Origin of the sequence: Aquimarina sp. MMG015 (assembly GCF_018100855.1) — a bacterium.
Taxonomy (GTDB): Bacteria; Bacteroidota; Bacteroidia; order Flavobacteriales; family Flavobacteriaceae; genus Aquimarina; species Aquimarina latercula.
Genome location: NZ_JAGJEB010000005.1, coordinates 73,325 through 99,273 on the forward strand (window position 1 = coordinate 73,325; position 25,949 = coordinate 99,273).

10 protein-coding genes are annotated in these 25,949 nt (G+C 30.0%); all 10 read left to right on the forward strand.

Going from position 1 to position 25,949, the window contains the following annotated elements:
* The first annotated feature begins 9 nt into the window (after positions 1-9).
* The 10 genes from J8L88_RS10835 (at position 10) to J8L88_RS10880 (ending at position 25,904) form a co-directional block, all read left to right on the forward strand.
* On the forward strand, positions 10-4,374 hold the full coding sequence (locus J8L88_RS10835; RefSeq protein ID WP_211060744.1) for an SDR family NAD(P)-dependent oxidoreductase: 4,365 nt from the start codon (positions 10-12) through the stop codon (positions 4,372-4,374).
* Positions 4,374-7,742 (forward strand): non-ribosomal peptide synthetase, encoded by a 3,369-nt coding sequence (locus tag J8L88_RS10840; RefSeq protein ID WP_211060745.1) that lies wholly within the window; start codon positions 4,374-4,376, stop codon positions 7,740-7,742. Before J8L88_RS10835 ends, J8L88_RS10840 begins: the two co-directional genes overlap by 1 nt.
* Positions 7,743-7,842: 100 nt before the next feature.
* Complete coding sequence (locus tag J8L88_RS10845; RefSeq protein ID WP_108802872.1) at positions 7,843-9,450, forward strand: MBL fold metallo-hydrolase; 1,608 nt, start codon at positions 7,843-7,845, stop codon at positions 9,448-9,450.
* A 26-nt stretch (positions 9,451-9,476) separates the two neighbouring features.
* Complete coding sequence (locus tag J8L88_RS10850) at positions 9,477-12,806, forward strand: non-ribosomal peptide synthetase (RefSeq protein ID WP_211060746.1); 3,330 nt, start codon at positions 9,477-9,479, stop codon at positions 12,804-12,806.
* A 40-nt stretch (positions 12,807-12,846) separates the two neighbouring features.
* A complete protein-coding gene (locus J8L88_RS10855) occupies positions 12,847-14,070 on the forward strand; it encodes a condensation domain-containing protein (RefSeq protein WP_211060747.1) in 1,224 nt (407 codons plus the stop codon).
* Positions 14,071-14,191: 121 nt separating this feature from the next.
* Positions 14,192-16,591, forward strand: coding sequence for a TonB-dependent receptor domain-containing protein (locus tag J8L88_RS10860; protein ID WP_211060748.1), 2,400 nt, complete (start codon positions 14,192-14,194; stop codon positions 16,589-16,591).
* Entirely contained in the window at positions 16,560-17,333 is a 774-nt protein-coding gene (locus tag J8L88_RS10865) for a thioesterase II family protein (RefSeq protein WP_247666463.1), read from the forward strand. The genes J8L88_RS10860 and J8L88_RS10865 overlap by 32 nt, the downstream gene beginning before the upstream one ends.
* A 511-nt stretch (positions 17,334-17,844) precedes the next feature.
* Positions 17,845-19,410 (forward strand): NAD(P)-binding domain-containing protein, encoded by a 1,566-nt coding sequence (locus J8L88_RS10870; protein WP_211060749.1) that lies wholly within the window; start codon positions 17,845-17,847, stop codon positions 19,408-19,410.
* A 340-nt stretch (positions 19,411-19,750) separates the two neighbouring features.
* Positions 19,751-21,385, forward strand: coding sequence for a cyclic peptide export ABC transporter (locus J8L88_RS10875; protein ID WP_211060750.1), 1,635 nt, complete (start codon positions 19,751-19,753; stop codon positions 21,383-21,385).
* A 70-nt stretch (positions 21,386-21,455) separates the two neighbouring features.
* Positions 21,456-25,904 (forward strand): non-ribosomal peptide synthetase, encoded by a 4,449-nt coding sequence (locus J8L88_RS10880; protein ID WP_211060751.1) that lies wholly within the window; start codon positions 21,456-21,458, stop codon positions 25,902-25,904.
* The last annotated feature ends 45 nt before the right edge of the window (positions 25,905-25,949 follow it).

Here is a 25,949-nt window from a genome sequence, read left to right on the forward strand (position 1 = left end):
GCATAAACGATGGGAAAAAAAGATATAGCTATAATAGGAGTTGCAGGACGATTTCACGGATCAGATAATATTAATCAATTTTGGGAAAATTTATATAATTCAAAAGAACTATTTAAATTTTTTACCAAAGAAGAATTGTTAAAATTAGGAGTAGATAAATCAGTAATTTATGATTCAAAATTTGTTCCTGTAGATTCAATTGTAAATAACGCAGAGAGTTTTGATTTCTCCTTTTTTGGTTACACCAAAGATGAAGCAAATTTGATGGATCCGCAAACCAGGGTGATGCATGAACTCGTATGGACTGGATTAGAGGATGCGGGCTGTGATCCGTTTAAATATTCCGAAAATATAGGTTTGTTTTTATCTGCATCTAACAATTTAAGATGGGTAGCACATGCATTAACTCAGAATACCGATGTAAATCCTTTCTTTATTTCGCAAGTAACAAATAAAGAGTTTTTAAGTTCTTTAATATCCTATTCGTTAGATCTTAAAGGACCTAGTTATCATACTTCTACCGCTTGTTCAAGTTCTCTTACCTCTGTTCACTTGGCTTGCAGAAGTTTGTTAATGAGAGAATGCTCAATCGCAATTGCAGGTGGTATAAGTTTAAATTGTAAAAAGGACGTAGGGTATTTTCATAAAGAAGGAATGATAGAATCAATCGATGGGCATTGTAAACCATTTGATAAGGATTCTACAGGAACTGTAGGAGGTAATGGTGGTGCTGTTGTTGTTTTTAAGAGATTAGAAGAAGCAATTAGAGATAAGGATAATATCTATGGCGTCGTTCGTGCTACAGCATCAAATAATGATGGTAAAAGAAAAGTAGGTTATACAGCTCCAAGTATAAAAGGACAGGTAGAATGTATCAATTTTGCACATAAAATGGCTAATGTCACCCCTGATTCAATTTCATATATTGAAACTCATGGTACAGGGACAAAGTTGGGAGATCCTATTGAAATTTCAGCTTTGAATAGAGCCTTTAATAATAATAACACACATAGATGTGCAATTGGGTCAGTAAAATCAAATATAGGACATCTTGATGCGGCAGCAGGAATAGCAGGTTTTGTTAAAACTTGTCTTTCCTTAAAAAACAAAAAAATACCAGCTTCTTTACACTTTAAAGAATCAAATCCTAAAATAAGCTTCAAATCGGGACCATTTTATGTGAATGATGAACTTAAAGAGTGGCATAGTCCTGATAATTCACCACTTAGAGCTGGGGTTAGTAGTTTTGGAATTGGAGGAACCAACGTACACGTGATAATGGAAGAATATCCTTCTAAAAAACAAATACAAAATAAACCATTAAGATCGAATCATATATTCCCCTACACAGCTAAAACACTTTCTGCACTGGAAAGGAACAAGAAGAATATTGAAAATTTTATTGAAGAATCTAGTCTAAATGATTTGCTAAATCTGTCCTATACATTAAGTAAGGGGCGTAGACATTTTGATTATCGTAATTTTTTGATGAGCTATGTTGATGAAAAGGAGTTAGAAAAAAAGGAAGTATATAAATCAACGATTAAAAAGAGCGCTAACAGAATAACTTTTTTATTTCCAGGACAAGGAAGTCAATATTTTGAAATGGGAAGAGGACTCTATCACGAAGAACCTTTTTTCAAGTCAATTTTAGACAAAGGATTTAAGAAGCTGGAGGTTTTAACAAACAAAAATTTTAAGTCAATTCTGGGTATAGAAATAGACCAAAATGAAAATGATGAATTGATCAACGAAACACGTTATACACAACCTTTAATTTTTTTAATTGAGTATGCTTTGGCAATCTATTTAAGATATTTAGGTATTGAGCCAACTTATATGATTGGTCATAGTCTTGGAGAATATGTTGCCGCTACAATTGCTGAGGTATTTTCTTTTGAGCAAGCTCTAGAAATTGTTGTGAAAAGAGCAGAACTCATGAATAGTGTTTCATCAGGTACAATGGTATCGATAGGTGTATCTGCCAAAAAAGCTCTTTCGTTTATTGGAGAAGATCTTTCTATTGCAGCAATAAACTCATCAGACTCTTGCGTGATTTCGGGAAGAAATGAAAAAATACAGGAATGTATTCAATATTTAGAGACAAATGATATTAACTACAAAATACTCAAAACATCCCACGCATTTCATTCAGATATGATGAATGATATTTTATCTGAATATGAAGAATTTTTGAAAGAGTGCTCTCTTTCAATTCCTACCATTGATTTTATTTCTAATCTTACAGGAAAACCAATAAAAAATGAAGAAGTAACTTCGACATCATACTGGGTTAAACATCTTAGAGAAACAGTTCGTTTTTCGGAAGGATTAGAATTCTTAAATAAAAAAGAAAACAATATTTTTATTGAAATCGGATCAGGAAAAACGCTGATACCTTATATAAGACAGAAGGAAAATATTAGAGATCAAGAAATGTTGCATTTGTTAAGACCAAAGAATGAAACAATAAATGACACCTTTTATTTTACAAGTGCAGTAGGGAGACTATGGAGCTATGGTATTGAAATAGATTGGGAAAAGTATTTTGAAAATCAAGATTCAAGAATAATTTCTGCACCAACTTATAGTTTTGACAGTACCGTTTTGGATTATAAAGTTGATCCATATTCTGGAATTCAAACGCTTACTCAAAGAAAAAATCTTTTTAAAGATTGGTCTTACGAAAAAAACTGGAAAAAATCAAAACTAAATAAAGAGAAACCATTTGATAGCAAAGGATTTTTGATCCTTTCGAATAATAAGTCAAGCTCAGTATTAAAAAAAGAATTAGAAAATCAGGGAGATACCTGTTTAGAATTGTTTTGTACAACAGATGGAGAAGAAAGAACAACTATTGATAGTGTAAAATCATTATTCGAAACTATAAATAAACAAGATACTTGCTTTAATAATATTGTATTAGATTTTTCTTTCGGAAATGATTTATCTCAATTAAGAAAGAACTTTACTTATTGTTTAAATATATGCAAGGAAATATTAGCATATTACCCCGAGAAAAAGAAAAAAATAACGCTTTTATCAGATTTTAAAAATGAAGTATTAGGAGGAGAAATACTTAATATTCCTGTATCCGTAATCAGTAGCCTTTTTAAAGTATTATCACAAGAAAACCCACATATATTATTTTCTGAATTAGATATTGTTGATAGATCAAATTCTTTTGAAGAAACAATTCAGGATATTACAGAAGAGATAAAATATAATTTTCAAGATGTCAAAGTTGCTTATAGAAATAGATATAGATGGGTAGAGTTTTATGATAATATCGTATTGTCTTCTGATAAAAAAATAAACCTAAGTGAAGAGAAAATATATTTAATAACTGGAGGTTTAGGGCATTTAGGATATACAATAGCATCTCATCTAAGTACAAAATATAATGCTACAATAATTTTGACGGGGAGATCAGGAGTTCCATCAGAAAACACATGGGATACTTTTGTTATTAATTCGGAGTCAGAAGAAAGTTTGGTAAAAAAAGTAAAAAGATTAAAGAGTTTAAAGGAACAAAATCAAAACATCCATTATTACCAAATGGATGTTTCTGATATGGAAGAAATGAAATCTGTAGTACAGATTATAGAAAATAATGTTGGCAAAATTTCAGGAGTTATTCATGCAGCTGGAGTCATTGATAATTATTCCTTTAAACCTTTAGAAAATATAGGTATAACTAATATCGAAACACATTTTAACCCTAAGGTAAATGGCACACTTAATCTTTACGAAAATTTTAAAGATAAGGAATTGGATTTTGTTTGGATCAGCTCAAGTCTTTCATCAATATTAGGAGGATTAACCTATGGTTCTTATGCGGCTTCTAATAAATTTATCGACGCATTTATCGAAAATAACAAAGGATTATATAATTGGAAGTCCGTTAATTTAGATGGTTTAGGTAACAGAGCAATTAGAGATCATGAATTAATACAAATATTTGAAGAAACCTTAGCTTCAGATAATTATAATCAAACGATAATCAGCATAAATGATCCAAATAAGTTCAAGTTAGAGCAGAAAAAAGAAAGTAAAGAGGAGAAAGTAACTCTGATACAGGAAGATTATATGCCACCTGTCACTAAAACTCAAAAAGATTTATGCGAAATATGGCAATCTTTTTTCGGGTACAATCAAATAGGAATTACCAACAGTTTTTTTGATTTAGGAGGTGATTCTTTAAAAGCAATGACATTAGTAAAAAGAATTCAAAGAAAGTTTGATATAGAGATTAACTTATTGGATTTTTTTAATAAACCAAATATAGAAGAGCTTGCAAAAGAAATAGATAGAGCAAAGAATATTTTAAGTCTGAAGAAGGAATCAACTAAGAAAAATAAAATCACTATTTAATGGAAGAGTTACTTAAAATATTGGCAAAAGAAGATATTAGCATTTCAGTTACTAATGAAAAGGAACTAGAATTAAATTATGATGGAGATTATATCGATGAAACCTTATTACAAGAAATAAGAAAATACAAAAATGACTTAATAGCGTATTTGAGTAAGTATAAAAAGGCGAATCAACATTGTACTATTCAACCAGTAAATGAAAGGACAAAATATAGAGCATCTTTTGGGCAAAAAAGAATATGGTTATTAAGTCAACGCAAAGAAGGTTCTGCAGCTTACAACCTGTCTAATTTAAGAGAGATTAAGAATTGTGATACTCTAAAATTTAAAAAAGCACTAGAATACTTGATTGAACGTCATGAATCACTAAGAACAGTTTTTAATCTTGGAGAAGATGGTCACTTATATCAACATATACAAGAACCCAATGAAATAAAATCTTTTTTTGAATGTAGAGATTATAGAGATAAATCAGAAGAGGATATCAAAAATGAAATAAGGGAATATGCTAAAGTTCCATTTGATCTAACTACCGGACCACTTTTTAAAGTGTACTTGTTTCAAAAGAATTCTGAAGATTATATCATGTATTATAATATGCATCACATTATTAGTGATGGTTGGTCACTGGATGTAGTTATTAATGACATGATGATTTTTTATAAATCACTGTTGAAAGAAGAAAAAGTGCAAGTAGAATCTTTATCAATTCAATATAAGGATTTTGCGTCATGGCAACTGGAATCTTTTGAGAATGGATCTTTGAATAAAGAAAGAGCCTATTGGTTAGAAAGTCTTAAAGGGAACATTCCTTTATTAAACCTTTCTAAAACAAAAAAAAGACCAGAAGTAAAAACTTTTAATGGAGAAAAGTTACAAACCATCCTTAATATTGAAGTAACCAGTAAAATACGTGAATTCATAAAGGAACATAAAGGAAGCACCTATTCATTTTTATTAACCATGTGGAATATATTATTATATAAATACACTGGTAAAAAAGAATTTGTCATAGGTGTTCCTGTTGCCGGGAGAGGACTGGAGGAGTTGGAAAATCAAATAGGATTTTATGTTAATACCATTCCGTTAAAAAATAACATAAATTCAGAAGATAGTTTTTTGGAAACATTCAGTAGAATTAGTAAAAGAATGCTGGAAGGGATTTCAAATCAGATGTGTCCTTTAGATAAAATTATAGAAGATCTGAAGATTCCGAAGGATATAAGTAGAAACCCTTTGTTTGATATACTGTTGACATATCAAAGTATCAGAAAAAAGAAAATTGAACCTGATCAGGAAATAGCGTTAGAAACTATAAAGCTTGATAAAACAACAACTAATGCTAAGTTGGATTTGGATATTGATTTTCTGGAGCATCAAAATTACATAACTCTTGAGGTAACATATAATACGGATATATGCGAAGAGAATTTTGTAAGAGAGTTGATAAAGCGTTTTAAAAAAGTAGTAGATTTTGTATTAGTTAATAATGAGTCGTATATAAAGGATATTAAGTACTTGTCGGATGGAGAAAGAACATTTTTAATAAATAAATTAAATCAAACAAATGAGAATTTTAATCTTGATCTCACCGTTCTGGATTTATTCAAAAAACAAGTAAAAAGTAATCCAAATGCTATTGCTATTGCATACAATAATGGAACTTTAACCTTTGCAGAATTAGATAAGTTATCAAATCAATTGGCTAATGGTTTAAAGAAAGAATATGGAGTAGGTAAACTACACGTAATAGCTATTTATTTGGAACAAGAAGAGCGGAGCGTTATTTCATTGTTAGGAATATTGAAACTAGGAGCAACCTATGTTTATGTAGCACCTGAAATGCCACAAGAAAGGAAAGAATTTATTCTCAAAGATTCAAAAGCTAAATTAGTCATAACAGATGTTGAGTTTAAACCTGATATTAATGATATTCATTTTTCGGGGGAAATATTTGTAATTGATGCAAATTTTGAGTCTTCCTGGGATACTTCGATAGTATATTCTATTTCTTCCAAAGAAATTCCAGCGTATCTTATTTATACGTCAGGTTCAACAGGAACTCCTAAAGGTGTAGTAGTTTCCCATGGCTCTCTTGTCAATTATTTGGAATGGGCTAGAATTTATTATTCAGATAATGGAACGGTGAATCTTAGTTTTGGTCTATTTACATCATTGACCTTTGATCTTACTATAACTAGTTTGTTTTTACCTCTTGTTAGTGGAAACACATTGACAATATTTAAAGCTAAGGAAGGTGTTTCTACAAAGCTAGAAAAATATATTAATAGCAATATAGCCTGTATTAAATTAACACCAGCGCATATTGATGTTTTAAATTTAATAGAAATACCAAATCAAAGTAGAATTTCGGTTGCGATTGTAGGTGGAGATACATTAAAACCCCATCATATCGGTATTTTGAAAAATATCAATCCTGATATTAAAATTTATAATGAATATGGCCCTACAGAAGCTACCGTTGGCTGTGTGGTTAAAGAAATTACAAGTCAGAATGAAAAAATACTCATAGGAAAACCTGTAGCAAATACCCAAATAATGATTTTATCAGAAGATCTGGAACTAATGCCTTTTGGAGAAGTTGGGGAAATTTGTATTGGCGGAGTACAATTAGCACAAGGTTATCTAAACAAACCCAAACTTACCAAAGAAAAATTTGTTGTGAATCCATTCAATATAAATGAGAGATTATATAGAACAGGTGATTTGGGACGATGGTTACCAAATGAAAACATTGATTTTTTAGGAAGAGTGGACCATCAGGTGAAAATAAATGGCCATAGAATTGAAACAGGAGAGATCGAATCTGCTTTATTAGATATTTATAATATACAACAAGCTGTTGTTATTGCTGTTGAGAATAGCAACGGAACGTTACAATTGGTTGGATACTTAGTAAGTGATGATGAAATTGACCAACATGAGATTCAGAATGTTCTATCGAAGAAACTTCCAGAATATATGATTCCTAAAATTTATGTAAAGCTGGAAGAGATACCTTTAACCCATAATGGAAAAATAGATCGAAAAGGGCTGCCAGATCCGGTTTTTGATATAGAATATGTACCTCCTTCAAGTCAAATGGAAAAAAAAATTACAGAATTGTGGCAGGAAAACTTGAATATAGAAAAAATAGGAATCCATGATAATTTCTATAGTTTGGGAGGGGATAGTTTAAAAGCGATACGAATTAAAATAGAAATATATAACAAGTTTGATATTGACTTTGAAATAGCAGAACTGTTCATGTACACCACAATCAAAAAACTTTCAGAAGAGATTGTTTCCAGGCAATTAAAAAAAGAAGAAACTCTAGGAGAAGTAGTAGATAAGGTAACGATCTAAATCCAACTTTTACTTAAAAATCATTTTTAAACAATAAATAGTTAGCTGACCTATAGAAATATGGGGTGGTATCTTATTAAATAAAATCAAATAATTAATCATGAGTGAAAATAGTAACAAAAAATCATATTTAAAGTTAAATGTAGCAATAGAAGCATTGATAGACAGGTGGTATGCTTGGTCTCATTTGGTTTCACCAGCAACTGCTGCTCTGAATATTAAAGAAAGACATATTAAAATAATGGAATCTTATATAAAGAATCCAAAAATTCATCAAGCAGCGGTTAAAAAGCCTGAAATGATGGGAGGCCCATTTATAGATTATGATGGCGGTAGAGTAGAAGAAATAAAAGAACTATTAGAAGAAACCAAAAAGAAAAGAACAAAATCTCTTGAATTGACTGAGGCCATTCATGGATTAAATGAATTGTTACAAAATGAGGCTGATGGACATTCTTTAGATTCTTTGTATCCAAAAGTTCCCAACGAACTTAAAGGGCTTGTAGAACTTTATTATGATTTAAATAATCAACCTAATTTCAGGTTTTTCGAATCTTTATTATATAATACAGAATACTATGATCAGTCAACACAAACCATTTCTTTACAACTTGTAGACGCTGATGATTCAAGGTCTTTTGTACTTAGCACACCAAGATTAGATGATAATCACTTATTACATCTGGATATACCTTTTAATAATAAGTTGATTGATGATTTATTCAGGATGAAAAGAATACCTGGAGATTATGAAAAAATAAAAGAAGATATAGGAATTAAACCTGATCAGGAAGAATTATTTGAAAGCCTTTTTACAGAAGAACCTCCTAAAAAATATGAAGGATATACTGGAAATGGAATCAGAACGAGATATTTTGGACATGCTTGTGTTCTGGTTGAAACTAATGAAATATCTATATTGGTGGATCCTGTTATTAGTTACGATGGCTATGAGACTGACGTTAACAGGTATACGGTTAATGATTTACCTGAAGTAATAGACTATGTGTTAATAACACATAATCATCAGGATCATGTATTGTTAGAAACCTTACTTCAATTAAGACATTGTATTAAGAATATTGTAGTTCCAAGTAGCGGAAAAGGAAACTTACAAGATCCTAGCCTTAAATTAATGTTTAAAGCTATAGGGTTTGATAATGTAATTGAATTGGACGATATGGAATCTGTTACACGTGATAAATGTGTCATTACTGGAATTCCTTTTTTGGGAGAACACAGTGATATAGATGTTCGATCAAAACTTTCCTTTCATGTTTCATTACATAATGACTTCAAAGTGTTGTTTGTAGCTGATTCTTGTAATGTAGAACCCAAAGTATACGAAAGAGTTCATGAGGTTTTAGGAGATACAGATGTGATTTTCTTGGGAATGGAGTGTGATGGAGCACCATTGTCCTGGCTTTATGGACCTCTGATGTTTGAAAAATTAGAAAGATCAAAAGATCAATCTAGGAGATTAGCGGGTTGTGATTATGATCAGGGGATATCACTCATTAATATATTTAATCCTAAAAATGTATTTGTTTATGCCATGGGCTTAGAACCTTGGCTACAGTTTATTAGTTCTATAAAATATACCGATGAATCCAAGCCAATTATAGAATCAAACAGGTTAGTAGAAAAATGTATTGAACAAGGTAGAGATGCTGAAAGACTTTTTGGAGAGAAAACAATAGAATACTAATTCTTTAATTTAATTAAGATATAGATATGGAAGCTATAACAAAGGTTCTTCTTGAATTTGAAGAGAAAAAAATAAAACTGGAGTACAAAGAGGATAAGCTGGATATAATTTCTTACGGAGGTATTATTGATAAGGATATTATTGATAAAGTAAAGTTTCATAAAAAGGAAATAATAGAGCATTTGAAATCCAATAATGAAACTAAACGTCTACATATAAGTCCGGTTTCTGAAAAAAACTGTTACCCATTATCGAGTCAACAATTTCGATTATGGGCGGTGAGCCAATTTCAAGAAGCATCTATAGCTTATAATTCATATGGTTATTTTAATTTGGATAAGAACCTTAATATAGAAATATTCAAACAATCTGTATTGGCGACTATCGAAAGATTCGAAATATTAAGAACTATTTTTAAGAAAGAAGAGTCTGGAGAGGTTAAACAGTATATAGTTCCTTTTGATAGTTTTGATTTTCAAATTCAAACATACAATAGTAAAGATGAAAATGATTATTGGCTTACCCTAATTCAAGAAGATATCTCTATAGAATTTGATTTAGAAAAAGGGCCATTGATTAGAGCAAAGTTGTTTGAACTATCAAAAGGAGGATTCATCTTCTATTACAATATGCATCATATCATTACCGATGATTGGTCAAATAAGGTTTTGGCAAAAGAAATTCAATCTCATTATGAAGCTTTATTAAGAAACGTCAATTTTAAGAAAAAACCACTCCATATTCAATATAAAGATTATGCAGTATGGCAGCTTAAAAATTTGAAAAGTGAGAAGTTTAAGGAACATCGGAATTATTGGAAACAGAAATTGTCTGGAGAACTATCTCGAATAGATTTACCGTCTAAGAAAGTAAGACCAAAATTTAAAACAAATAACGGGAAAAAGTTGAGGGTATTTTTGTCAGCTCCTCTAACTAGGGGTATTGATGAACTTACATTAGAAAATAATGGGAGTTTATTTATAAGTCTTCTCTCATTTATCAATGTAGCATTATATAAATATACTTCTCAATCTGATATTATTATTGGTACTCCTATTGAAGGAAGAAATCAGCTAGAATTGCTGGATCAAATAGGTTTTTTTGTTAATACGACTCCATTAAGAAATATTGTTGATCCTAGTGATAGCTTTCTTGATTTTTATGAAAAAGTTAAAAATTCTACTTTAGAATCATATAAGCATTCTTCATATCCATTTGATCAAATTGTAGATGCTTTAGGTTTGGATTATGATATGAGCCGGACTCCTATTTATGATGTCTCAATTACTTTACACGAAGAACAGAAGGGGAATAGTATTGGTGTGAAGAAGGAACCATCAACAATTATGGATATGGGGACAGTAAGTAGCAAAAATGATATAGAGTTTCATTTTCAAAAAGTAGCAGATCAAATTTTATTAGAACTTACCTATAATGAAGATGTTTATGACCAAAAATTAATGGAAGGTCTAGTCATTCATTTTCAACAATTGGTCAAAAATGTAATTGCAACCCCAAAAGAAACAATTAAACAATTAGATCTTCTGAATGAAAGTGAAAAGGAAGAGCTTTTATTTGAATTTAATGACACTAAATTAGAAATACCAGAAGACACATCTATTTTGGAATTGTTTAATAATCAAGTTTTAAAAAAACCTAATAATACAGCCGTATTTTTTGAAAACAAAACCTTGACATATAAAGAGCTGGATGAAATAACCAATCGACTTGGGAATTGTTTAATTGAGAAATATAAAGTTACAAAGGGAGATTTTGTAGGAGTTCATTTAGAGCGTAGCGAGTGGGCCATAATAGCTATTTTGGCTATTTTAAAATCTGGATGTGCTTATGTTTTTATTGATCCAACTTATCCTGAAGGAAGAAAACAATTTATAGTAGAAGATGCAAATATAAATTTGATACTCGTAAGTTCTACCTATATGTTTGACATGGACTTTTATCCTCATTCACTTTTGACTTTGGATATAGAATTCTCAGAAGAAGATTACTCGATCGAAAGACCAAAGGTTTCCTTATCATCTGAAAACATAGGATATGTTATATATACATCGGGATCGACTGGGATTCCCAAAGGAGTAGAGATTACTCACAATAATTTGGTTTCCTCTATTTATGCAAGAAATAATTTTTATGATGGATTAAACTCTTACTTATTAGTTCCATCTTTTTCTTTTGATTCATCAGTTGCAGTTATTTGGGATTGTTTAACAAATGGAAGTACTCTTTATGTGGTTAGTGATTTTGATTTAAAAGATTTAACGTTTATCGAAAGCTTAATTATTCAGGAAAGAATTGAAGGAATTTTATGTGTTCCTTCCTATTATGAAATGATATTAAATCATTTCAGAAAGAAACCAGAATCAATGAAGCGAATTATTCTGGCAGGAGAATCTTTGAAAGAATATATTGTTCAGAAACATTATGATTTCTTACCATCTTGTAAACTGTATAATGAATATGGCCCAACAGAAAATACAGTATGGTCTACCGTGACAGAAATTGAAAAGGATGTAGAAGTCATTACAATTGGTTCACCGATTGCGAACACAGTTGTTTACATTCTTGATAAGCATGGAAAACTTGTTCCTAAAGGCGTAACAGGAGAAATCTATGTTTCAGGTAAAAATGTTGCGAAAGGGTATCTGAACCGTCCAGAATTAAACGATCAGAAATTTTTGTACAATAAAAGCATTAGCGAGGAAAGATTATACAAGACTGGTGATTTAGGACGTTGGACACAAAATGGAACTATAGAGTTTATAGGAAGAGATGATGATCAGGTTAAAATCAATGGATATCGAATAGAATTAGGAGAGATAGAAAATAAGCTACTGGAAATTGATGGTGTGGACCAAAGTGTAGTTTTAATAAATGAAAATGGAAACGTAGAAAAGGAAATAATTGCTTTTATAGTGTTGTCTGATAACAATTTAACAATCCCTTCTTTAAGAAAACTTTTGTCTGAAAATACTTTGAGTTATATGTTACCTAATCATATAATTGAAGTAGACGAAATGAAATTAACGCATAATGGAAAAATAGATAAAAAAGGATTATTAAGGTACTATAGAGAATCATATTTAGGAAGTAAAAATATAGTTTCTCCTAGAAATGAGTTAGAAGTCAAATTAGTTGAAGCTTGGAAAGAAGCATTGGGAAAAAGCGAAATAGGAATTGAAGATGACTTTTTTGAAATAGGAGGAACGTCTTTGAAATTGATTGAAATTTTAATGAAGCTAAGCAAGGATGGGATCAAAATAGAAGTTCAGGACTTTATTAATAATCTTACTATTAAGGAAATTGCTGCTTTAACATCTGATAAGGTTTTGTCATAAACTCCTGTTTTAATTAAGTTATTAACGTTTTAAATTAAAGATGGTCTTAGATAATATTAGATATTTTGAGCTTTCGGAAAACCAAAAATATATGCTGCATCCGAGTGCTATAGCATTATTTTCATTAATAAAAATAAAAAAAAGATCATTAAAAGATTTTGAAGAAGAGTTTAGAGATTTTATCAGCTATCACCCTTCGCTTTGCACAATTTTTAATACTCGAGGAGATATCGTTATCCAGGCTTATGTAAAGCCAGCTAAGGTTAAAGTTAGGTTTGTTTATGAATTATCAATAAACGATAGCAAAGAAATTAATCAAGTTTTATTAGCTCCATTCAATGTTTTTGATGAAGAAATCATACGAGTAGTTGTAGTAGAAAACAAGAACGAAATTGGGTTATATATTAGCATGCCTTATGCAATAATAGATGCTCAAAGTAAGTTGATTTTAAGCAAAGACATCAAAACCCATTTTGATGGAGATATTAAATTAGAAAGACAATCTTTTTCTAATTTGGACTTTATTAAAAGTCAAAAGAAATTTCTTGTTTCTAAAGAAGGAGAAGCTAATAGACGATACTGGAGAGAGGTATTAAAAAGTTATACCATAGGGAATGGCGTTTTTCTACCACAGGGTGATAAAAATAAATATGTAAGTCAAAAGTTTATAGTAACCGAGGCTCATTTCGAAAAACTTAATTCGGTGACTAACAAATTTAAGTTACCCGTCACTGCAATTATGTTAGGTTTTTTTCAAAATCTAATATCTCTTTTGTACTCAGAGTCGTTGTTTTTTAATGTCAGAATGAATGGTAGAGATAATTCTTACATAGATCTTGATGCTAATAATTTTGTCGGTGTTATGAACAATACACTTCCAATTCCTGTATTAAAAAATACTTCTATTGATATTAAGAAATATTTGTATGAATGTTTTGGAATATATTGTGAGGCAAGAATGAATCAGAGGGTTCCATTTACTGTAATAGATCAAGATTTTAACAAAATTCATAATTCAAATATTGATCAATTCATTGCAGGTACATTCAATTTCAATGTTTTAGAAGGAGACTTAGTTGTAAGTCGAAATCACACGAAAAAAAACAAAGAAATATATGCAAAAGAGTCTATAATTTTAAATTGTTATCAGCATAACAATGCCTTAGAATTAGAATTACTCTGCCTCAACGAAATATATAATAAGAACTCTACTTTGCTAGATCTTCCATCATATCTTGGATTATTCTTAAAGATATTAGAATAATTTAAGTTACCCACAATAATTTTTAAAACAGTTTCAAAGCCATTATTGAAGGTGTCGTGTAAAAAATTACCCCAAAAAAATAGCCTACATCAAATTGAATTTCAAATAAAAAAAATTAAAAATGATTATTAAAAAAAAATCTTGGAAAATTGTAATTAACTTCATAGTATTATTTTTACCATTAATTACATTTTGTCAATATAAGGTTAACGGAACAATAAAAGATAGTAACGGAACTATTCCGTTTGCTAATATATTAGTAAAAAGCACTTCGAATAATCTTGTAACTGGCGCTATAACCGATAAAGCAGGAACCTTTACTATAGATCTTAACCAAGGCTTATATACTTTAACGATAAGTCATGTAGGATATCAAAATCTAGAAAAGCAAATTGAGATAAATAGTGACCTAGATTTAGGAGAACTATCTTTAGTTTTTGATAATGAACTAGATGAGGTTCTTATTGTTAAAAATAAGGAACGCATAGTACAAAAAGTAGATCGTTTGGTGTTTAATAACGAAAATAATGGGATGACCAGCGGTGGAACAGGACTTGATGTTCTTAGAGTAGCTCCAGGAGTTACTATTAGTGATGATCAATTGGTAATGATTGGTAAGAGTGGAATGCGATTAATGGTAGATGGCAAATTAGTACCACTATCTGGAAACGATCTGGTAAGTTATATATCTTCGATTTCGGCAGATGATGTAAAAGAGGTAGAAATTATTACCAACCCTCCAGCAAAGTATCAAGCTGAAGGAAATAGTGGACTTATAAATATCATCTACAAAAGAAATACAGAAAAAATATGGAACAACAGAATAAATCTTTCGTATACTCAAGCAAAATATGCAATATATAATCTGAATAATAACTTTAGCTATAATAAAAACAAAGTAAAACTATTATTAGGGGTTAATGCTACTTTAGGTGATAACGAAGTCCAAAGAAATACAGAAATTAATTATGATCGAGGCTTATGGGAACTTGATCGAGTTGATAAATGGAGAGAAGATAAATTGGCTACTCGTTTAATGATTGATTATAGTATTTCTGATAAAACAACAATGGGAGTACAATATTTAAATAGTTTATGGGTTCCAGATATAGATATTAGGAATGTTAATAATGTATTTGAAGGGAGCCAGTTGGATTCTATTTATAAAGGATCAACTAACTATGATGTATATGGGGCGTACAATGCAGCCAATTTAAATTTTACTCATAAACTAGATACCTTAGGGCGTAAAATATCAATAGATTTGGATTTTTTCAGAAATAAGAAAAATGAAGAAATTGACGTTTTGACCACTTCATTTAATTCTGATGGCGTTAGAATAAACGATGTATTTTCTAATTTAAATATTTCAAATGAGGACTTAAAGAATTATAGTGGAAGAATAGATGTAGAATATCCGCTATCTACCGTGAATCTTTCATTTGGTGGAAGAATAAATCATTCAGAGAGCTTATATAAAATTGATAATTTCAATACATTGTCGGGAAACAACGTGTTGAACCCACAATTTGGAGATGATTTTAAATATCTTGAGACTCAACAAGCTGTATATATAAATGCAACTAAAAAAATAGGAAAAAAAGTTGATATGCAACTTGGATTGCGATTAGAGAACACAGAAACTGAAGGAATTTCTTTTATAGAAGATACTGTTAACGAGTTTGATTATTTAAGATTATTTCCAACATTTTATATATCATATAAAAAGGATAAAAAAAATACATTTTCTTTTAACTATGGGAGACGAATTAGAAGACCGTTGTATTATGAATTAAGTCCTGTTAGAAGATATTATACAAATACATTTTTTGTTGATGGAAACCCATTATTGAGACCATCTTTTTCAGATAATATGGAGCTTTCATATTCCCATAAACGAAAATTCTTTTCAAGAGCTTTTCTAAGTATAGAATCAGATGGTTTTGGAGAAGTAGCTATTATTAACGAAAACTCGGACGAACAGGCTAATAGTATTGAGAATTATTATACCCTATATAACTATGGGATAAATACTTACTATATATTTAATAAATTGAATTGGTTGGAAAGCCAAAATGGGTTTTATATTTTAGGGAGTGATGTTAAGTTTGAAAGAGAAATAAACACTAGAACTCAACAAGGGCTTAGATTTTATTTTGAAACTAATAATACATTACACTTAAATCCTAAAAAAACCATTAGGGCCCAAGTAAATTATAGTTATAGTTCTCCTTATAATAAAAACCAATTTGAATATGCCGAAAGACATAAGTTAGATCTTTCTTTTCAGTTCCAACTACTTAATAAAAGTCTTCAGTTGACCGCAGGTGCTTTTGACATTCTGAGATTAAATGAATTAGGGAAAACATCTTTTGTGAATGATATAAGACAGTCATCCAGAGTATACATGAGGGATCGATCCGTAAGACTTTCTCTGATGTACAAATTTGGAAACAAGAAAATCAAAGTAAGAGAAAGGAAGTTTGGAAATGAAGAAGAAAAGAGAAGATCTGGAAATTAAACATTATAAAATGACTAAAAAAGTACAGTTGTTTTTACTTCATTTTGCGGGAGGGAGCTCTTATTCTTTTGATTTTTTAAAAAAATATAATTCGGAATTATTTGAATTTTTACCCCTTGAATTACCTGGAAGAGGAAAAAGGTTTGATCAAGATTTTTTAGAAAACAAGCAAAGCTGTGTAAAGGATTATGTTCGACAAATTAAAAGTCTTAGAAATAATGACGTACCCTATATTATATATGGGCATAGTATGGGGGCCACTTTAGGGTTAAGTGTCGCTTTCGAAATGGAAAAAACAGGTGATAGTCCAATGCAGTTAATTGTTTCCGGTAATCCAGGTCCAGGTGTTTCAAATGATGTAAACGATGAAGAACCAAAAATCCGTCACAAGTTGAATGATGAAGATTTTAAACAAGAAATTATTTCATTAGGCGGAATACCTAAAGAGGTGATCAATAATGATGAATTTTTTAAGTTCTTTATTCCCATTTTAAGAGCTGATTTTAAAGTGGTTGAAACTGATCGGGAATATGAAAAAAACACTATGATTAAGATACCAATTTATGCCTTAATGGGATCCGAAGAAAGGAAAAAAGAGAATATTGAAAATTGGAATAATTTCACTTCTGGTCATTTTCAATTTCAAATCTTAAGTGGAGATCATTTTTTTATATATGACCATCCACAAAAAATAACAGAGATAATTAAAAAATGCTTGATTAGCACAGGAGTAATATATTAAAAATACCTGCACTAAATCGCAAAATCCTCAATACTCATTTGTTTAATAACCACAACAAGATTATTACTAAGGATTTAAAAATTTTGCGTCATTAAATTTCCTGTTCCGCTTATTAAGCAAAGAGTGTTTCTTTATCGGTGATAAAACAAAAAACAGGAAAACTAATTGAGAAACATTCCTACTCATCATATATTATATAGAATATTTACAGCCTTATTTCATTCTTTTAATACTATTCATAATATCGATCAACTCTAAATCAATAGTAATAAACTGTTGATCTAATTTCATTCATTGACTTTAAAAATAATTACATAGTGATCTAGATCAGATTGCCATGCCAAATAAATACATCGTAGGAATTAATAATCATGCACTTCTAAAAGTGATAAAATAAATCATGTCTTTACAGTAAAAAAATGAATTACATGAAGAAATTATAGACAATATATAATATCGAAAAGTGAAATTGTCTTTTATAAAAATTTATATAAATGTAAATTAAGCAAAAATGAGAAAACAAATTATTATTATCGGAGCGGGCCCTGGGGGGATTCAATTAGCTTACTATCTTGAAAAAAATAATATAGATTATCTAGTACTGGAGCGAAATGATAAATCAGGTTCGTTTTATGAAAAATTCCCTATTCACAAAAAGTTAATTTCTATTAACAAGGTACATACAGGTTTTGAGGATCCAGAGGTTAATATGAGATTTGATTGGAACTCACTATTAAGTGATGATAATGAAGTATTATTCAAAGATTTTTCTGAAGAATATTTTCCAAGTTCAGATTCATTTGTGGAATATATAAATAAATATTCTGAATATCATAATCTTAATATAAAATATAATTCCGAAGTAAAACAAATAAGAAAACTGGATCATTTTGAAATAGAAACGAATGATGAAACATATCAATGTGAGCACTTAGTAATTGCTACTGGTTTGAGTAAACCTTATATGCCAAATATAGAGAATATTGATTTATGTACGAATTATGTTGATCTAGAGTTTGATCCTAAACCATATACAGGAAAACGAATATTAATATTAGGAAAAGCAAATTCTGCTTTTGAAACAGCTGATCACTTAATCCCATATGCAACGTTGATTCATTGTTTGAGTCCAAACCCTTTAAAACTTGCCTGGGGCACACATTATGTGGGTCATTTGAGAGCTGTAAATAATAATTTCTTAGATACGTACCAGTTAAAATCACAAAATGCTGTTATTAATGGAGAAATTGAGTCAATCAAATTCGAAAACAACCAATATTATGTCACTGTCGCTTATGGAAATGCAAATGGTGAGGTTGAAGAGTTAATATATGATGAGATAATCAATTGTACAGGTTTTAAATTTGATACGTCAATGTTTCATGATAGTATAAAACCAGAATTAAGTAATAGAGATAAATTTCCAAAGCAAAACTCTAGTTGGGAATCGGTAAATATCGAGAATTTATATTTTGCAGGTACTATAACTCAAATGAGAGATTACAAAAAATCTACTTCTGGATTTATTCATGGATTTAGATATAATAGTAAATGTCTATACCACATATTAGATAATAAAATTAATGATAGAGAGTGGGTATACGAATCAGAAGAATTGGTTTCTCCTGAAAGTATGGCTCAAAAAATTATCGATAACGTAAATAGGGCATCAAGTTTATGGCAACAATTTGGATATATAGGACATGTTATTGTTTTAACTGATGAGGGTACATTAAAGTACTTTTATGACGTTCCCGTTGATTATTTACACGATAATTATTCATTATTTGGTTCTAGATATTTTGTAATTACACTAGAATATGGAGACGAAATCTTCAAGAATGCTAGTGATATATTTGCAGTAGAACGTGTTCATAAAGATGATGTTGATAATGCACATTTAAGTGCTTTTTTACACCCTATAGTTAGAGAGTATTACGAAGGAGAACTAGTAACAACTCATCATATTATCGAAGATTTTGAAAGCAAATGGGATGAATATGATACGCATGTTCTTCCTTTAATTAAATATCTCGAAGGTAAGTTTGTTACACTAAAAAGTGAACTTCTTAAATGAATTATATAATAGGGTTACACCATTTAGTCCTCAAGGTATTGAAAATGAGTAGTAATTTTATTTTGAAAAATTTTGTTCGATTCGCCGGAGAGCTCAAGACTTTTAATTCTTACGCTTATATTACTAATATAATTCACGCAACTTAACTGGGTAACCCTATTATATAAATAACAGTAATACTTGAATATTTTTTTGACTTCCCTATTTATTCTAAAATGAAACATTCAAATTAGATACAATAGGTAAAGCTTAAAAGTGCCACTAACTCTTATGTTGTAGTGCAATAAAACTATAAGAATAATAGTGAGTGCAGTTCTATTTTAATCCAAAAACTTTACATATGTTAAAATTAAAACCAAAAGATATTATTCTTTTATTATTATATGCCATACCAAATACAATTTTAAGTTTTGGGATCATATATATAATAAACAAGGTTCTTGCAGGGAACGAAGAATTTTTAAAGGATTATATGATTATAGTCTTTTTATCAGCCGTAGGATATACATATTTACTAAATGTAATATTCCAGAAAGCACTTAATAAGTATGCTTTTAAAATATTATACAAAAATGAAAAAAACTTGTTCAATCAAATACTAAGAGCACCTTTAATAACGCTCGAAAAATTTGGCACTCAGCGTTTTTATACAGCCATGGAAGACTTACGAATATTTTCCAATTTGCCCTATACAGTTACTCATACAGTTAGCTCACTATTAATGTTGGTATTAGGAGTTGTATATATGTTCACACTATCAGCTACATCTGCAGGAATTGTATTAGGTTTAATTGTTTTAGTAGCAGCTTGTTACTTTGTTGTTATGAACTCTATGTCTAGTAAAGTAGAAAGGTTAAGAAAATATAATGAACATTATTATAAGTATGTAAATGATTTGATTTCAGGTTTCAAAGAATTAAAATTAAGTGTATCCCGAAGAAAAAACATAATGGGAAAATATTTAGGTCCTAATCGTGATGATGCTGAAGGTTTGGATTTTAAAGTTAACTATGTTTTTCTATCCATCAATATGATTAGTCAATATGGATTGTATATTGTTATTGGAGTTATTTTATTTGGTTTACCAGCCTTGGGGTTATTAGAAAGAGAAGATGTTATAGCTTATGTGGTTGTAATTCTATTTATTTCTGGACCCATAAATAACTTAATAAACTTGCAGCAAATGTATACTCGTTTTATGGTTGCAAATAAGAGAATTAAAAACTTTATGAAAGATTTTCAAATTGAAGATGAAGTTGCGACTTCAATCCAAAATGAAGATCAGAAGTTTGAATCTCTGGAATTTAAAAATATATTATTTAACTATGAAAATGAAAATGATGAGAAGACATTCGCGTTAGGTCCAATAGATCTAACAATAAATCAAGGAGAAGTTCTATTTGTTGTGGGAGGTAATGGATCTGGTAAAAGTACATTTATTAATGTTTTGACAGGTCTATACAAACCTACTGAAGGGGAAATCATTTTAAATGATAATGAATACTTGAATATCAAGGACGATTTACAAGATTCTATGACAGCAATTTTTACAAACAATCATATATTTTCTCATAATTATGATGATTATCAACTTAAAGAGAATGATGAATATAGAGGATTGCTAGAAACCATGCGTTTAGATCAGGTAGTTACTGATGATAAAGAAGAGTCAGCTAGAAGAAAGTTTTCTAAAGGACAAAGTAAACGAATGTCAATGATTTTTGCACTCCTTGAAAAGAAACCGGTTTTAATACTAGATGAATGGGCAGCTGATCAAGATCCACATTTTAGAAAATATTTCTACGAAGAATTGATTCCAAAACTTAGAGCAGAAGGAAAAACGATTATTGCTGTTACTCATGATGATGCCTATTTCCATCTTGCAGATCGTATTATAAAATTTGACTACGGAAAAATCGTAAAAGATGTAGACGTAGATAATAAAGTTGAACTTACCGAGAGTTTGTGGGCCTAGAAAACACTCTTTTTCTCTCTTAATTAACTCTTTTATCTGAGAGTATTTCTTTAATTTATAGAATATCGATATGAGATTGACACTTCCGCAACAAGATGTCTATTTTGAGCAATTGTTATATCCAAATGAACCTATTTATAATATAGGAGCCAAAATAGCTATTAAAGGTGACATAGATTTTGAAACCCTGAACGAAGCTTACATAAAGCTTATCGATCAACATGATGCATACAGAAGTATTGTCGTTCGTACCGAAGGAAATGCTGAAATGAAAATTTTATCTGAACATAAATCCACTCTTGGTTATGTAGATTTTTCTAATCAAGAAGATGCAAATAATAGAGCTGAGGTGTTTATGCAAACAGCTTTTCAAGAACCTTTTGATTTTAATTCTAAAGAATTATTACACAAATTCATTTTAGTTAAGGTAGACAAAATAAATCATTATTTATTCTCTGTATATCATCATATTATTACCGATGGTTGGGGAACATCCTTAATGTTTCAAAGACTAGTCACGAATTATAATGAACTTATGGAATCGGGGCGTATAGAAACAGAATACCCTTATTCCTACCAAGATTTTGTTAGTAATGATGAAGTATATAGCGAGTCAGAAGATTTTTTAAAAGACCGACTTTTTTGGAAAAATAAGTTTCAAAATCTTCCCGAACGATTATTTGAAAAATTAGATGATACGATTGATATTAATAAGAGTAGTCGAAAAGAATTGATAATCAAACGTTCGATATATAATCAACTTTTAGATATTGCAAAAGAGAATAAATGTTCAACTTTTCAAGTCATCCTGGCACTGTTATATCTTTATTTTGGAAAAAAACATCAAAATCGAGATTTTGCAATTGGGCTTCCTGTATTAAATAGAAGCAAATCAGTTTTTAAGAAAACGGTAGGGCTTTTTATGGGAGTTTCTGCTTTGCGAATACCTCTTGATTTTGAAGATACATTTGAAGATTTAATTAGTCAAATAAAACAACAACTTAGACAAGATTATCGTCATCAACGCTATCCACTAGGAAAGTTGATAAAAGAATTAGATGTTTTCCAAGATAAGGAAAGACTGTTTAATATTACATTGTCTTATGAAAAACAAGATTATTCAGATCATTTTACAAATACGGAAACTAGAGTTATTCCCTTAACACATCAATCTGAAAGAGTAGCTTTAGCGGTTTATATCCGAGAGTTTGATGAGCTAGAAGATGTCAAAATAGATTTTGATTATAATGTAAATTATTTTGATAAAAATTCTGCTAGTCAGTTGGTTGCACATTTTGAGTGTCTTATGAAAGACGTTGTTAGAAATACAAAGAAAAAATTATTAGATTATAATTACTTAACAGAGAAAGAAGAGCAACAGTTACTGCGTGGTTTTAATCAGACTCGATCAAGCTATAATAAAGAGACAACATTGTTGTCTAGCTTTGATGATCAAGTCAAGAAAAAACCAAATAGCATTTCAATTCAAGACAGATTTAATACATATACCTATAAGGAATTAGATATTAGATCAAATCAAGTCGCTAATTATATATCTCGGGAGTTTGGAAAAGAGGATAAAGCTCCAATAACTGTTTTGATGAATCGTTCGGCAGATTTAGTAACAGTTTTGTTGGGAGTTTTTAAATCGGGAAGAGCATATATTCCTTTGGATCCAAGTTTTCCCAAGGAACGACTTAAGTATATAATTGGACATAGTGATGTAAAGTGTATTATAGGAGGTGCTGAACAACAAGATATAATAGATACGGAGGTTAGATATATTAATATTGAAACTTTACTCAATGATAAAAGCATTAATAAAACTTCTTTTTTGAGTGGAGTACAATCATCCGATACGGCTTATATAATATATACTTCTGGATCTACAGGGGATCCTAAAGGAGTTGAAGTAGGACATCAATCCCTCCTGAACTTTTTGTTAAGTATGCAGCAAAAGCCTGGAGTTACGCAAGAAGATATACTATTTTCTGTGACCACTCAGTCTTTTGATATTTCGATACTGGAATTTTTCACTCCTTTAATCTCTGGGGCAAGATTATATGTTATAGATAATGATACTTTGATTGATCCATTAGCGATAATTGAAGAACTAAAACAGGTTAATCCTACTATAATACAAGCAACACCTAGTTTTTATCAGATGCTTTATAATGCAAATTGGGGAGGTGATAATATGCTAAAAGTACTATGTGGAGGAGATTTGTTAAGTGAATCTCTAGCGGAAAGTTTAATAAATACTTGCTCAGAGGTTTGGAACATGTATGGTCCGACAGAAACGACTATTTGGTCAAGTATTAAAAAAGTTGAGAAACCTCAAGATGCTTCTAATATTGGAAGGCCTATACATAATACTGATATTTATGTACTTGATGAATATAAAAAATTGTTACCAGTAGGCACTACAGGTGCTATTTATATCGGAGGAGATGGATTGGCAAAAGGATATTTCAAAAACGAAGTATTAACTAAAGAGAAATTTGTAAAGAATCCGTTTAATGAAAATGAGAAAGTTTATGATACTGGAGATATAGGTAGATGGAATACTGATGGTGGAATTGAGTTTTTAGGGCGTAATGATAATCAGGTAAAAATTAGAGGATATCGTATTGAACTAGGCGATATAGAAACCAAATTAAACCAATTAGACACAATAAAATCCTCTGTGGTTGTTGCCCAAAAGAAAACAAATCAAGAAGCTTCTTTAATCGGGTATGTAATTCCAAATCAAAAATTGATTAATGTAGATGAGGTAATTAATCAATTACAAAAAGAATTACCAGAGTATATGATACCATATACTATTATTCCATTAGAGAATTTTCCGTTAACACCTAATAAAAAAGTTAATAGAAAAGTACTAGCGCTAAAAGATATAGAGGTCTCTTCCGTTGCATCTCAGTATAAAAGACCAATATCCTTTCTAGAAATTAAGCTTTGTAAATATTATAAAGAAGTTTTAGAAACAAAGAATGAAATAGGTACAACAGATAATTTTTTCAGACTTGGAGGACACTCATTAAATGCAGTTAGATTAATTGGTAAAATAGAAAAAGAGTTAGGATATCAGATTTCTTTGAAAACCATTTTTGATTATCCTACAATAGCATCATTATCGTCGTTTTTAGAAAGGAAAGAGATCCAAGAATTAAAATCAATACCAAAAACAACAATAAAATCCCATTATCCAATTACATTACCACAATATGCAATATGGTTGGCTTCATTCCAAAGTGAAAAATCAGTCGCATATAATATGTTTAGATCTTATAGAGTAAATGGTGAGTTTGATCATGTATTGTTGGAAAAAGCACTTAGAAAAATCATTGGTAAATATGAAATGCTACGAACAAATTTTGTTGAATTTAAAGGAACTCCTCATCAAATAATTAGATCAAATAAAGAAACGTGTTTTAAAATAGATCGTTTTTTTGTGGATAATTCTAATATAAAGAGAGAATTAGAAGAATATGCCAATCAGGAGTTTGATCTTAAGGAGGAAACTCTCGTACGTTTGGGAATGTTTGAAACATCAACAGGAGATCGCTTATTATTATTTGTAACTCATCATATTATGATGGATGGATGGTCACTAGAGGTTTTGATTAAGGAAGTTATTGGACACTATATTTCATTAACCTCGGGAATAAATTTTCAGCAAGAAAAGCTTAATCTTCAATTTAAAGACTATGCAGTTTGGCAACATAATATTGAGCTTAATAACAGAAATGATAACTATCAATTTTGGAAACAGTACCTCAATAATTATCGATGGAGAAGTCTTGTTTCTTATGATCAAGATGAAAAATTGAGTGAGAAGTATTCTGGAAGTTTTTATCATTTTGATTGGGACAAAGCATTTCTTGAGAAGTTAAATCAAACAGCATTAAGTCAAAAAACTACACTTCATACATTATTGGCGACAGTATTTAATATACTGGTTTATAAGATGCAAGGACTTAAGGATATTTGTATTGGTACTATAAATTCTGGGAGACCTTTTTCAGACCTACATTCTCAGATTGGAATGTTTGTAAAAACATTACCATTACGTTTAAAGGTAGATCCTGATCAATTGTTTACAGACATGTTACAAAATGTACAAAAGGATATGTTGGCAATAGATAAGCATCAAGATATTCCCGAAGAGATACTCAGTTCTTTAAGGTTAGAAGCAATTTTGGTATTGCAGAATCCCACGTTTAACTATGAGAAAATTGAAATAAATCAAGATTTCTCTTTAGAGTTTAATCCAGTAGATGCAAAATACAATAGATTACCATTATTAGTTAGCTTTTCCATAAATGAAGAGCATCTACATGGTTCTATTTATTACGATACAAGTAAATACGAAATAGAAACCATTGAGCTTTTAGTGTTGAAATACAAGAAAATTCTCGAAGAACTTGTACGTAACCCAAACATTTCAATAAATGATATTAATGCTGACTTGGCATTTGAACAAGAGCAGGCTATTAATATAGATTTTAGTTTTTAAACATCACAAATCAATAAAATTATAATAATAAAAAATTATGAGTTT